Origin of the sequence: Micromonospora sp. WMMA1996 (assembly GCF_002573675.1) — a bacterium.
GTDB classification, from domain to species: domain Bacteria; phylum Actinomycetota; class Actinomycetes; order Mycobacteriales; family Micromonosporaceae; genus Micromonospora; species Micromonospora sediminicola.
Window position 1 is genome coordinate 84,229 of the sequence record NZ_PDHU01000003.1, and the last position, 12,918, is coordinate 97,146.

Annotated in this window: 10 protein-coding genes; 3 read left to right on the forward strand and 7 right to left on the reverse strand. The window is 75.1% G+C overall.

The genetic code is table 11. The features are described 5' to 3' along the window. Positions 1 to 51: 51 nt before the first annotated feature. The 4 genes from COO58_RS20015 to COO58_RS20030 form a co-directional block, all read right to left on the reverse strand. Positions 52 to 597, reverse strand: coding sequence for an ATP-binding protein (locus tag COO58_RS20015; protein WP_255292725.1), 546 nt, complete (start codon positions 595 to 597; stop codon positions 52 to 54). Positions 598 to 602: 5 nt separating this feature from the next. Then, a complete protein-coding gene (locus COO58_RS20020) occupies positions 603 to 1,577 on the reverse strand; it encodes a carbohydrate kinase family protein (RefSeq protein WP_091573195.1) in 975 nt (324 codons plus the stop codon). Positions 1,578 to 1,773: 196 nt separating this feature from the next. Then, positions 1,774 to 2,145 (reverse strand): iron-sulfur cluster insertion protein ErpA, encoded by a 372-nt coding sequence (erpA, locus tag COO58_RS20025; RefSeq protein ID WP_098746724.1) that lies wholly within the window; start codon positions 2,143 to 2,145, stop codon positions 1,774 to 1,776. 137 nt (positions 2,146 to 2,282) lie between these two features. After that, positions 2,283 to 3,443 (reverse strand): glycerate kinase, encoded by a 1,161-nt coding sequence (locus COO58_RS20030; protein WP_176558917.1) that lies wholly within the window; start codon positions 3,441 to 3,443, stop codon positions 2,283 to 2,285. Between the two features lie 43 nt (positions 3,444 to 3,486). On the opposite strand from COO58_RS20030, the gene nadA reads away from it, so the two are divergent. The 3 genes from nadA to COO58_RS20045 all read left to right on the forward strand — a co-directional run bounded on the left by nadA (position 3,487) and on the right by COO58_RS20045 (position 6,907). Continuing rightward, on the forward strand, positions 3,487 to 4,662 hold the full coding sequence (nadA, locus tag COO58_RS20035) for a quinolinate synthase NadA (protein ID WP_098747315.1): 1,176 nt from the start codon (positions 3,487 to 3,489) through the stop codon (positions 4,660 to 4,662). Positions 4,663 to 4,875: 213 nt separating this feature from the next. Beyond that, positions 4,876 to 6,231, forward strand: coding sequence for a UDP-N-acetylglucosamine 1-carboxyvinyltransferase (gene murA, locus COO58_RS20040; protein ID WP_091573192.1), 1,356 nt, complete (start codon positions 4,876 to 4,878; stop codon positions 6,229 to 6,231). Between the two features lie 70 nt (positions 6,232 to 6,301). Then, a complete protein-coding gene (locus tag COO58_RS20045; protein WP_091573191.1) occupies positions 6,302 to 6,907 on the forward strand; it encodes a DUF3043 domain-containing protein in 606 nt (201 codons plus the stop codon). Between the two features lie 33 nt (positions 6,908 to 6,940). Here the strand turns inward: COO58_RS20045 and COO58_RS20050 are convergent, their stop codons facing one another. The 3 genes from COO58_RS20050 to COO58_RS20060 form a co-directional block, all read right to left on the reverse strand. Beyond that, a complete protein-coding gene (locus COO58_RS20050; RefSeq protein ID WP_098746728.1) occupies positions 6,941 to 7,927 on the reverse strand; it encodes an ATP-binding cassette domain-containing protein in 987 nt (328 codons plus the stop codon). Then, complete coding sequence (locus COO58_RS20055; RefSeq protein WP_245666178.1) at positions 7,924 to 8,742, reverse strand: ABC transporter permease; 819 nt, start codon at positions 8,740 to 8,742, stop codon at positions 7,924 to 7,926. The genes COO58_RS20050 and COO58_RS20055 overlap by 4 nt, the downstream gene beginning before the upstream one ends. Positions 8,743 to 8,815: 73 nt before the next feature. Next, positions 8,816 to 9,667: an ABC-2 family transporter protein gene (locus COO58_RS20060; protein ID WP_091573189.1), complete on the reverse strand. Its 852-nt coding sequence runs from the start codon at positions 9,665 to 9,667 to the stop codon at positions 8,816 to 8,818. Positions 9,668 to 12,918 lie beyond the last annotated feature (3,251 nt).

The window sequence follows — 12,918 nt, forward strand, 5'->3', positions numbered from 1 at the left end:
ACGCCTCCGGTAGAGCAGGGGGCCCCTTTTAACGCCGGCGACGGTCGGAGCTCAGCCCAGGTAGGCGAGGATGCCGGGAAGCGGGTCGACCGCCACGGCGGTGTCGACCACCAGGCGCGGACCGATCAGCGGCTCGTACTCGGCCCGGCGCCGCAGCGTCTGTTCCCAGGTGACGTGCTCCTCGGGCGGCCGGGCCTCGACCCGGCGGCGGTGCTCCGCCTCGTCGCCGCAGTGCACCTCGATCACCCGCAGCGGCACCCCGGCCCGCTCGGCCAGGTCGTGCCAGAGCCCGCGCGCGCTGGCGACCGGGTTCACCGCGTCGACCACCACGCTGAACCCCAGGCCGAGCTGCACCTCGGCCAGCCCGGCGACCGCGCCGTAGGCGGCCATGCCGGACACGTCGCCGGTGAGGCCGTAGCGGCCCAGCGCCCGTTCGACCGGGTCGACCGGCAGCACCGGGGCGCGCAACGCCGCGCCGACCCGGGTGGCCAGGGTGCTCTTGCCCACGCCGGGCAGCCCGGCGAACGCGACCAGCAGCGGGCCGCCGGCGCCGGCGCGGACCCCCGGGTCCACCCCGCCGCCGGCCGGGCCCGCCACGCCGGTCACAGCAGGTGCGGCCGGACGTCCTCGGCGGCCGCGTCGCCGTACGACTCGGCGAGCCGCTTCACGAACAGGTCCCGGCGGACCTCGTACTCCTGGCCGCCGAAGTTCTCCAGCACGAGCGTGGCCAGCAGGCAGCCGACCTGGGCCGCGCGCTCCAGGCCGACGCCCCAGTCGAGCGCGGCGAAGAAGCCGGCCCGGAAGCCGTCGCCGACGCCGGTCGGGTCGACCGCCTGGATCTCCCGCGCGATCGGCACCCGGATGGTGCCGACCTCCCGGCCGGCGATCTCCACGCCCTGCTTGCCCAGCGTGGTGACCCGCACCTTCACCCGGTCCAGCAGCTGCTCGTCGGTGAGACCGGCCTTGCTCTGCAGCAGCGACCGCTCGTACTCGTTGGTCATCAGGTAGTCGGCGCCGTCGATCAGGCCGAGCACGTCCGCGCCGTCCATCCGGGCGAGCTGCTGCGACGGGTCGGCGACGAAGGAGTAGCCGCGGTCGCGGCACTCGGCGGAGTGCCGGATCATGGCGGCCGGGTCGTTGGCGCTGACCAGCACCAGGTCCAGCCCGCCGAGCCGCTGCGCGACCGGGGACAGCTCGATGTTGCGGGCCTCGCTCATCGCGCCGGCGTAGAAGGAGGCGATCTGGCACATGTCGGTGTCGGTGGTGCAGACGAAGCGGGCCGTGTGCGCCACCTCGCTGACGTGCACCGAGTCGCAGTCCACGCCGTGCCGCTCCAGCCAGGAGCGGTAGTCGGCGAAGTCCGCGCCGACGGCGCCGAGGAGCACCGGTCGCAGCCCGAGCTGGGCCATGCCGAACGCGATGTTGGCGGCGGTGCCACCGCGCCGCAGCACCAGCTCGTCGACGAGGAAGGACAGCGAGACCTTGTCGAGCTGGTCGGCGATGAGCTGGTCGGCGAAGCGGCCGGGGAAGCTCATCAGGTGGTCGGTCGCGATCGAGCCGGTCACGGCGATCTTCATGTCAACCCTCGTGGTCGGGAGCACGGCGCGGTCAGCCTACCGGTCGGTCCGGTCGCCCGGACGGCGGTCGGCCGCCGACCGGTCGCTCCCCGCACATCCGGACGTCACCGCACGGACACCCACCGGTACGACGAAACGGCGGGACCGCCCCGTCCGGGGTGGTCCCGCCGTTTCCGGTCGAGTAGGGCCCGCCGACTCAGCTGAAGGAGTCGCCGCAGGCGCAGGAGCTGCCGGCGTTCGGGTTGTCGATGGTGAAGCCCTGGGCGTCGATCCGGTCGGCGAAGTCGATGGTGGCGCCGGCCAGGTAGGGGGCGCTCATCCGGTCGACGACGACCTCGACACCGCCGAAGTCGGTGACGACGTCACCGTCGAGCGACCGCTCGTCGAAGAAGAGCTGGTACCGCAGGCCGGAGCAGCCACCCGGCTGCACGGCGACCCGGAGCCGCAGGTCGTCGCGGCCCTCCTGCTCGATCAGGGCCTTGACCTTCTGCGCCGCGACGTCGGTGAGGACGACGGTGCTGGGGGCCTGCGTGGCCTCGGTCGACTCGGTCTGCGCTGGCGTGGTCACGTGGAAGTCTCCCTGCGCGGTATGAGGTCCGGACGTACTGGCCAACGCCGCACGTCCGCCAGTATTCCCGGTGGTCCGTCTCCGATCGTACGCCGCTGCCGGCGTGACCACCCGGCGGCGTGACCAGCGGAACGCGCTCAGCGGCTCCACTGGCCGGCCAGGCGGGCCCCGAGCGCCCGCAGCCCCTCGGCCGGGCGCTCCATCGCCGCGGCCACTCCCCCGCGCTCCTCGCCGCCGAAGTGCTCGACCAGGCTGTGCGCCTCGGTCACGCCGGCCGCGGCGGCTTCCCGCCGGCCGGTGCTCACCCGTCCCGCCAGCACCACGCAGGGCACGCCGCGGTCGCGAGCCGCGCCGGCCACGCCGGCGACCACCTTGCCGCGCAGCGACTGGTGGTCGAACGAGCCCTCGCCGGTGACCACCAGGTCGGCGGTGTCCAGCGCGCTGTCCAGGTCGACCGCCCGGGTGACCAGCCCGATGCCCGACTCACACCGGCCGCCCAGTGCCAGCACCGCCGCGCCGAGTCCGCCGGCCGCGCCGCCGCCGGGCAGCGCGCCGAGCCCGGACGGGCAGTCGGGCAGCCGCTCGACCAGCACGTCGGCCCAGCGCTCCAGCGCGGCGTCGAGCAGCAGCACGTCCGCCCGGGTGGCGCCCTTCTGCGGCCCGAAGACGCTGCTCGCGCCGTGCAGCCCGAGCAGCGGGTTGTCCACGTCGGTGGCGGCGACCAGCGCCGCGCCGCGCAGTCGGGGAGCGCCGTCGAGCCCGGCCACGGCCGCGAGCGCCGCACCGCCGTACGGGAGGGCCCGGCCGGCCCCGTCGAGCGCTGTCACGCCGAGCGGGACGAGCATGCCGGCGCCCCCGTCGTTGGTGGCCGACCCGCCCAGCCCGACCACCACGGTCCGGGCGCCCGCCTCGACCGCGGCGGCGACGAGCAGGCCCAGCCCGTACGAGGTGGTGGCCTTCGGGTCGCGCTCGGCGGGCGACAGCAGGTGCAGGCCGCACGCCTGCGCGCTCTCCAGGTAGGCCACGCCGTCGTCGGTGAGCAGGATCTCACCGGCGGCCGGGCGGCCCAGCGGGTCGACCGTGGGCACTGGCAGCCGGCGTCCCCCGAGCGCCTCGGCGAGCACGGCGACGAACCCGGGCCCGCCGTCGGCGAGGGGTCGCAGCAGCAGTTCGTCGTCGGGGGCGACGCTCCGCCAGCCCTCGGCCACCGCGGCGGCGACCTCCGGGGCCGGCAGCGTGCCGGCGAACTTGTCCGGGCAGATCAGCACGCGCATGCCGAGCAGTGTGGCAGGCCACATCGGCGGCGGCTGCGCGGCGGCCGGGCTGTGGGACCATGGGGTCGTGACTTCGACCTGGGTTGAGCCCTCCAACACCGCCACTGCGCTGCTGCTCCTCGGCCGCGGCAGCGACCCCGCCACCGAGCGTGGCGTGGAGTGTCCGGGTGACCTCCCCGCGCCGAGCGACCCCGACCTGGTGGCCCGCGCGGCGGCGGCGAAGGCCGCGCTCGGCACGAAGGTGTTCGTGCTGGGCCACCACTACCAGCGCGACGAGGTGATCCAGTTCGCCGACGTGACCGGCGACTCGTTCAAGCTGGCCCGGGAGGCCGCGGCCCGGCCCGACGCGGAGTACATCGTCTTCTGCGGTGTGCACTTCATGGCCGAGAGCGCCGACATCCTCACCTCGGAGGCGCAGAAGGTGATCCTGCCCGACCTGGCCGCCGGCTGCTCGATGGCGGACATGGCGGTGCTGACGCAGGTCGAGGCCGCCTGGGACACGCTGACCGACCTGGGTGTCGCCGCCGACACGGTCCCGGTGACCTACATGAACTCCTCGGCCGACATCAAGGGTTTCGTCGGCCGCAACGGCGGCGTGGTGTGCACCTCGTCCAACGCCAAGCGCGCCCTGGACTGGGCGTTCGAGCAGGGCCGCAAGGTGCTGTTCCTGCCCGACCAGCACCTGGGCCGCAACACGGCGGTGCTGGAGATGGGGTTCTCGCTGGACGACTGCGTGCTCTACGACCCGCACAAGCCGGGCGGCGGGCTGACCCAGGAGCAGGTGCGCGACGCGAAGATGATCCTGTGGCGCGGGCACTGCTCGGTGCACGGCCGCTTCACGCTCGACAGCGTGAACGACGTGCGGGCCCGGGTGCCCGGCGTCAACGTGCTGGTGCACCCGGAGTGCCGGCACGAGGTCGTCACCGCCGCCGACCTGGTGGGCTCGACCGAGTTCATCATCTCCACGATCGAGGCGGCCCCGGCCGGCTCGGCGTGGGCGGTGGGCACGGAGCTGAACCTGGTCCGCCGGCTCGCGCTGGCCCACCCGGACAAGCAGATCATGTTCCTCGACCGGGCGGTCTGCTACTGCTCGACGATGAACCGGATCGACCTGCCGCACCTGGTCTGGGCGCTGGAGGAGCTGGTCGCGGGCCGCGTGGTCAACCAGATCACCGTCGACCCCGACACCGCCCGACACGCCCGGACGGCGCTGGACCAGATGCTCGCCCTGCCGGGGGTCTGATCACCGTAGGTCACCCTGCTGGCACGGAAACGCACCGGACACCCCGGTTCGTGCCCTCGCTGGCGATGTGACCGATTCCATTCTCGTCACGGAGGGCTATGCTGCCGGGGCGACGACACACGCGGGCCGTTTTTCGATGACCGCGATTCGGGTAGCGATGTACTTCGCAGACCCCTCACCTACACGGCAGCACCCAACGCGCTGGAGGTTGCGTTGACCGACGACGTCCTGGTCGTACACGGAGGCACTCCGCTCGAAGGGCGGATCCGCGTGCGCGGCGCGAAGAACCTCGTGTCCAAGGCGATGGTCGCCGCCCTGCTCGGCGACACACCCAGCCGACTGTTCGACGTGCCGCGGATCCGCGACGTCGAGGTGGTCCGCGGGCTGCTCGGCCTGCACGGGGTGAAGGTGACCGACGGCACCGAGGACGGCGAGCTGGTCTTCGACCCGTCAAACGTCGAGAGCGCCAGCACCGACCAGATCAACGTGCACGCCGGGTCCAGCCGGATCCCGATCCTGTTCTGCGGCCCGCTGCTGCACCGCCTCGGCCACGCGTTCATCCCCGACCTGGGCGGCTGCCACATCGGCCCCCGCCCGATCGACTTCCACCTCCAGGCGCTGCGCGAGTTCGGCGCCACGGTCGAGAAGACCCCCGAGGGACTGCACCTGTCCGCGCCCAACGGGCTGCACGGCACCAAGTTCGCCCTGCCGTACCCGAGCGTGGGGGCCACCGAGCAGGTGCTGCTCACCGCCGTGATGGCCGAGGGCGTCACCGAGCTGCGCAACGCGGCGGTCGAGCCCGAGATCATCGACCTGATCTGCATCCTGCAGAAGATGGGCGCGATCATCAAGGTCCACACCGACCGGGTGATCGAGATCCAGGGCGTCAAGAAGCTGCACGGCTACACCCACCGGCCGATCCCGGACCGGATCGAGGCGGCCAGCTGGGCGGCGGCGGCGCTGGCGACCCGGGGCCACGTCGAGGTCCTCGGCGCGCAGCAGGCCGACATGATGACCTTCCTGAACATCTTCCGGTCGGTCGGCGGCGAGTACGAGGTCACCGACGCCCGGCCGCCGAAGCTCGGCGACCCGGGCCAGGAGGGCGGCATCCGGTTCTGGCACCCGGGCGGCGAGCTGAACGCGGTCGCGCTGGAGACCGACGTGCACCCCGGCTTCATGACCGACTGGCAGCAGCCGCTGGTGGTCGCGCTCACCCAGGCCCGGGGCCTGTCGATCGTCCACGAGACGGTCTACGAGCAGCGGCTCGGCTACACCGAGGCGCTGAACACGATGGGCGCCAACATCCAGGTCTACCGGGACTGCCTCGGCGGCACCCCGTGCCGCTTCGGCCGGCGCAACTTCAAGCACTCCGCGGTGATCGCCGGCCCGAGCAAGCTGCACGCGGCCGACCTGGTCATCCCGGACCTGCGGGCCGGGTTCAGCCACCTCATCGCGGCGCTGGCCGCCGAGGGCACCTCCCGGGTGTACGGCGTCGACCTGATCAACCGCGGCTACGAGGACTTCGAGGCCAAGCTGGCCGACCTCGGCGCGCACGTCGAGCGCCCCTGATCACGCTTTCTCCGTCGGCCCGGTGCACCGCGTGTGCACCGGGCCGACGCGTTTGGCTACCCTTGCCGGCGTGCCGTCGTTGTTTCGTCGCAAGTCAGCCGACCTCGTCGAGGAGTCCGTCACCCCGGTGACGACCGACGAGGAGTCCTCCGCCCGTCCCCGGGGCTACACGCCCAGCAAGAAGGAACTCGGGCAGACCACTCCGAAGCGCCCCGCCGCCGGTCGCCGTCCGGCCGCCCCGGCCCGCGCGCTGACCAAGGAGGAGGCCCGGGAGCAGCGCCGCGCGGCGCGCGCCGAGGCCGCGGCCGAGTTCCGTCGCGAGGGTGGCCCGCGCGACCGGGGCCCGGAGCGGCTGCTGGCCCGCAACGTGGTCGACTCCCGGCGTACGGTCGGCACCTGGTTCTTCGGCGGCGCGCTGATCGTGCTGGTCGGCTCCAACCAGGCCATGCCGCCGCAGGTGCGACTGGTGTCGAACCTGCTCTGGGGCGCGCTGGCCCTCGGCGTGCTGATCGACTCCGTGCTGATCGCCAGGAAGATCAAGAAGCTGGTCCGCGAGCGCTTCCCGAAGAGCACCGAGAAACTGGGGTCGCTCTACTTCTACGCGATCATGCGGTCGATCACGTTCCGCAAGATGCGCGCCCCCGCCCCCCGGGTCGACATCGGCGACAAGGTCTGACCGGCGCACACACGTGTTAAGCGGGGCCCCTTCCTATACGCCAGGCGTTAAGAGGGGGCCCTTCCTTTCACTGCGGTAGAGCCGGGCGACGACCTCCTCGATGTCCGGCTCGACGATCGAGATGTCCCGCAACGTGGCCAGGCCGGCCAGCCCCGCCACCACCTCCGCCACGCTCGCCGCCTCCAGCGCGAAGACCAGCCGCCGGCCGTCCGCCTCCACCCGGTGCACCGGCGCGCCGGGCAGCGCCGGCGGCTCCGGCAGCGCGGCGTCCAGTTCGGCGACCACCATCCGGCGCGACCCGTACCGGCGGTGCAGCTCGGCGATCGAGCCGTCGTGCACCACCCGCCCGTGGTCGATCACCACCAGCCGACGGCAGAGCCGTTCGATGTCGGCCAGGTCGTGCGTGGTGAGCACCAGTGTGATGTCGCCGGCCCGGCCCAGCTCGGCCAGGAAGCCGCGGACCGCCTGCTTGCTCACCACGTCCAGCCCGATGGTGGGCTCGTCCAGGAAGAGCACCTCCGGGCCGTGCAGCAGCGCCGCGGTCAGCTCGCCGCGCATCCGTTGACCGAGGGAGAGCTGCCGGACCGGGGTGTCCAGGAACGCGTCCAGGTCGAGCAGGTCCCGGCAGCGGGCCAGCCGGGCGGCGTGCGCGGCGGCCGGCACCCGGTAGACGTGCCGCAGCAGGTCGAACGAATCCCGCAGCGGCAGGTCCCACCAGAGCTGCGAACGCTGCCCGAACACCACCCCGATACGCAACGCCAACCGGGTCCGGTCGGCCACCGGCCGCAGCCCGCAGACCCGGGCGTGGCCCGCCGAGGGCATCAGCACCCCGGTCAGCATCTTCAGCGTGGTCGACTTCCCGGCGCCGTTGGGCCCGATGTAGCCGAGCATCTCGCCGCGCTCCACCCGCAGGTCGACCCCGTCGACAGCGGTCACCGTCCGCTTCTCGCGGCGCAGCGCCCCGGCCCTGACCCGGACCGTGAACTCCTTGCGCAGCCCGTCCGTCTCGATGACGTTCATGACCCCGTACTCCGGTAGTGACGGATCCCGACCCGCCAGGCCAGGGCGGCGACCGCCGCCGCGACCAGCGCGACGCCCGGCGAGGCCCACCCCACCCAGGGCGGCAGGCCGAGCGGGTCGGCGCGGCCGAGCAGCGCCAGCGCCGGGTGGTAACTGACGAAGGCGAACCCCATCCCGTACGCGAACAGCGCGCGGAACCAGCCGCCGTAGACGGTGACCGGGTACGAGGTGAAGTCGCGCCCCCCGTAGGTCACCGAGTTGGCCATCTCCCCCGAGTCGACCCAGTAGAACGACACCGTGGCGGTGGTGACGAAGACCGACGCGAAGAACACCACAGCGGCCGGCGGGGCGACCACGGCCAGCGCCACCCGGCCCGGGGTCCAGTCGATCCCCGCCGAGGCGAGCGCGTACAGCAGCACGGCCAGCCCGAACACGGCCCGGGACACCTTGCGCAGCGGCAGGTCCATCAGCAGCAGCTGGGGCAACGCCGCGAGCGGGCGGACCAGCACGGCGTCGAACAGGCCGGTGCGGACGTACCGGGGCAGCCGTTCGATGTTGCCGACCAGCAGGTCGGCGGCGGCGAAGCCGCACGACGACAGCCCGACCACGACGAGCGTCTCGCGCAGCGTGAACCCGCCCAGCTCACGGGTCACCCCGAAGATCACCAGGACGGTGACCACGTCGAACACGGTCGCACCCAGGTTGCCGACCAGGTCCACCACGAACGAGGTGCGGTAGGCGGCCTGCGAGCGGGCCTGCGCCCCGAGCAGCGCCCGGTACGCCCGCAGCGCGCCTCCGGCGCCAGCCTCAGCCACCCTGGGCGCGCTGTCGCGCTCAGCCACCCTGGGCGCGCTCTCGCGCTCAGCCACCCTGGGCGCGCTCTCGCGCTCAGCCACCCTGCACCACCAGGCGGCGCTCGGCACGGCGCTGGACCAGCCGGCAGAGCGCCAGCAGCAGCACCGCCCAGACCAGTTGCAGCCCGACCAGGCCGAGACCGGTCGACATCGGCTCGCGCTCGACCAGGACGTCCAGCGGAACCTGCAGGATGCTGGGGAACGGGGTGGCGTACCGCAGGGCCGCCTCCAGCCAGCCGGGGAGGAAGCCCAGCGGGAAGTAGAGCCCGGCCAGCACGCCCGAGCCGAGCGTCCAGAGGATCATCGGACCGCGGACGTCCTGGAGCCAGTAGGCGGTGGCGTTGACCAGGTAGCGGCAGCCGAAGCAGACCACCACGGCGAGCAGCGTGGAGAGCAGGAACAACGGCACGGTGGCCCAGTGCCGGGGCAGGTAGACGGCGAAGAAGAGCGGGCCGACCACCAGCGGCGGCACCAGCCGGGCCAGCGCGGCGAACCCGGCCCGGCCGAGGTCGATCGCGAGGTAGCTGGTCACCGGGTGCACCGGCCGCAGCAGGTCGGCGGCCACCTCGCCGGTGCGGATCCGGTCGGCCAGATCGGTCCACCCCCAGATGGCGATCACCGCCAGCAGACCCTGCCCGGCCCAGACGAACGTGGCGAGCTGCGCCCGGTCGTAACCGGCCACGGTGCCGGCCGCGCCGGTCGCGGCGAGGAAGATGTAGCAGCGCAGGAAGCCGAACACGGTGTTGGTGACGACGCCCGCCACCGCGGCCTGGCGATAGGTCGCGTACCGGCGGAAGCCGGCCGCCACTATCGCGCCGAATGTCCGAAACCATGGGGTAACGTGTGCGTCCGTGGGTGGTCCCACAGTGGCGGTGACCGAGCCCACGCCGTTACCCTCCTTCCGCAGCCACGACGTGCTGGACCGGGCGACTCTACCGGCACGTCCGGCGCCCAGCGCGACAATTTCCAACGAGGTGACACCGCCGTGAGCGAGCGACGCGAGCCGGCCCCGGGGCCGCGCCGCGCGAGCGGCGGGAGGGGCTGCCGATGAGTGGCTGGGGCAGCTGGCGCGAGCCGGCCGAACCGGCCTGGGCCGCCGAGCCCACCCACGAATGGGAGCCGCAGTTCCCCGGACAGCGCTACCCCGGCGACATCGGCCTCGAGAACCTGACGCCTCCGCCCCGCCGTCGCGCCGTGGTCGGACGCGCCGAGGTACGCCCGGTCAGTCCCGCTCCGGGTGTCGAGCAGCCGGTCAGCCCCGCCGCTTCCCGCCCCGACGACGCGTACCCGGTGAGCCCTGCGAGCCCGCGTGGCTCGTACCCGGTCAGCCCCGCCGGACCGCGTGAGGCCCGTCCGACCAGCCCCGCCGGACCGCGTGGTACCTACCCGGTCAGCCCCGCCGGGCCGCGCGGCACCTACCCGGTCAGTCCCGCCGGGCCGCGCGAGGCCTATCCGCTCAGCCCTGCCGGACCGCGCGAGGCCTATCCGCTCAGCCCTGCCGGACCGCGCGAGGCCTACCCGCTCAGCTCCGCCGGCCCGGACGGGCGTCGTGCGTCGTACCCGGTGAGTCCGGCCGCCGCGGACGGTTCGCGCGGGTCGCACCCCGGCGGCGCGGGGCCGCGCGACCGGAACGGTCGTCCGGACGGACCGGGCCCGGACGACCGGCGGCCCTGGCCCGAGGAGCGGCACCGGCCCGGCCCGGAGCGCGCCGACCAGCGGTGGGTACGTCCCGCCGCGGCGTCGCACCGACCGGCCCCGCCCGGATCCGAGCCGGGCTGGGTGCCGGAGCCGAACGAGGTACCGCACGCCGGCCCGGGCTGGTCCGAGCGCCGTCGCCCGGTGGACGGCCGACGTGTCCCCGCCGACGGCCACGAGGCCACCCCGGACGGTCGCCGCGGTCCGGCGTCCGACCCGCGTCGGGACGCCCTCCCCCACGGCCACCGGGAGGCGTCCCTCGACGGTCGACGTGAGGCCGGTCCCGGTCGGCCGGTCGACCGGCGGGACCATCCGATGGCGTCGCCGGAGCGGGACGGCCGCGACGGTTGGCGTGACCCCGGGGCCCGTCCCCCGGCCGAGTGGCGCGAGCCGGCGGGGAGCCGGTGGGACGACGGCGCGCCGCGCCGGGATGCCGCCGCGTACCCCGAGACCCACCGCCGGGCGCCCGAGTGCGGGCGCCCCCGCACCGAGCCCGACCGGTACGGCCCTCCGCGCCCCGGCGCCGACCAGCGGTGGGACGGGCAGCGCCCGCCCGCCGACCGGGCCCGATCCCATCAGGGCGAGTGGCCGGTCGTCGAGCCGCGTCCACGTGTCGAGCCCGCCGCCTACCGGCCCGACGAGCGGCACCGCCCGCCGGTGGCCCGCCCGACGCCGCCCGGATACCCGGTCCAGCCCGTGGACGGCGCACGCCCCGACGGTCGCCGCCCCGACCAGCCCGGCGCCGGCCGCCCCGAACCGCGGGAGGTCCGGCCGCCCGCCGTGGACGCCCGTCCCGGTCAGGCCACCCCGCGTCCGGAACCACGCGACGCGCGACCGCCCGCCGTGGAAGGCCGCCCCGGCCCGGCCGGCACCCGCCCGGACCCACGCGACCCTCGGTCCCCCGCCGTGGACGCCCGCCCCGGTCAGCCCGGCACCCGCCCGGAGCCACGCGACCCTCGGTCCCCGGCCGTGGACGCCCGCGCCGCTCAGCCCGGCACCCGCCCGGAGGCACGGGATTCCCGGCCGCCGGCCACCTCGGGCCGGCCCGGGTCCGGCCGACCGCAGCCGGAGCAGGACGGCAGACGGCCCGACGTCGCCGCGAGCGCCGAGTACCGGCCCCGGTCCGAGCAGTGGCCGGCACGGCCGGACGGGCATCCGTCGACCCGTGTCCCCGACGCCCGGGGCGCGGCTCCGGTCGAGCCCGACGCTCGCACCCGCCCCGACGACGCCCGACCCCGGCCCGCCGCGGTACGGCCGGAGGGGATCAGGCCGACGGCAGCACCGGTCCGCCCCGGCGAGGGGACCACCGTGTCCGGCGCCGAGAACGTGCCGACACGTCCCGTACCGCCGACGCGTCCGGAGGACCCGCACCGGTCGGTGGGACCGGGACGCTACGACGAGGCCCGTCGTCCCGCCGCCGCCGAGCCCGACCGGCGGGTGTCCGCCGGCCCGACGCCGGCCGCGCCCGTCCGTGACGCGCCCGGAACCGGACCCCTGCCGTCGACCCCCCGTCCCGGCGAGCCGGCCGCGCCGTCGACCCCCCGCTCCGGCGAGCCGGCCGCGCCGTCGACCCCCCGTCCCGGCGAGCCGGCCGCGCCGTCGACCCCCCGCTCCGGCGAGCCGGCCGCGCCGTCGACCCCTCGTCCCGGCGAGCCGGCCGCGCCGTCGATCCCCCGCTCCGGCGAGCCGGCCGCGCCGGCGGATGCCGGCAGGCCCGCCCCGCCGACGGACGGGTCCGGCGAGCCTGTCCCGCCGGCAGCGCCGCCCCGGCACGCGGATCGCCCGGACCCGCGCCCGACCGCCCGGCCGGGCCCGACCCAGGCTCCGCCGGCTCGCCCGGCACCGCCCGTCTACCCGGGCCCGTCGTCGACCCCGACCGTCGGAAGCGGCGCGCCCCTACCCGCACCGACCGGACCCACCGAGGCTCACCCGCGCCACACCGCCCCGACGCCACCCGCCGACCGCCGCCCGGAGACGGCGAAACCACCCGCCCCCCGAGCGCCTGGCGGGGCGCAGCCGGGTGCGGATCAGCGGCCCGAGGAGGGCCCGGTCACCGCGGCGCGCACCGACACGACCCACAGCACGGTCACCGACGCCGGGGCCGACACCGCCCGCGGCACGGTCACCGACGCCGAGACCGGGACGACCCGAGGCCCGGTCACCGGGGCCGAGGCCGGGACGAGCCGCGGCCCGGTCACCGAGACCGGATCCGATACGACCCACAGCACTGTCAGCGGCGCCGGGACCGACACGACCTCCGGCCCGGAGCCGGGACCGGCCACCGGCCCGCAGGTCGGCACGACCGTCCGTCCCGGCTCCACGACGGGGTCCGAGCCCCGCACCGCCGCGGACCTTCGGCCCGGCGCGGAAACCCGGCCAACCCCGCCGACGGACAACGGTCAACCTCCAGCGGGTGCGAACGCCGCCCGGGTCGACGAGCGG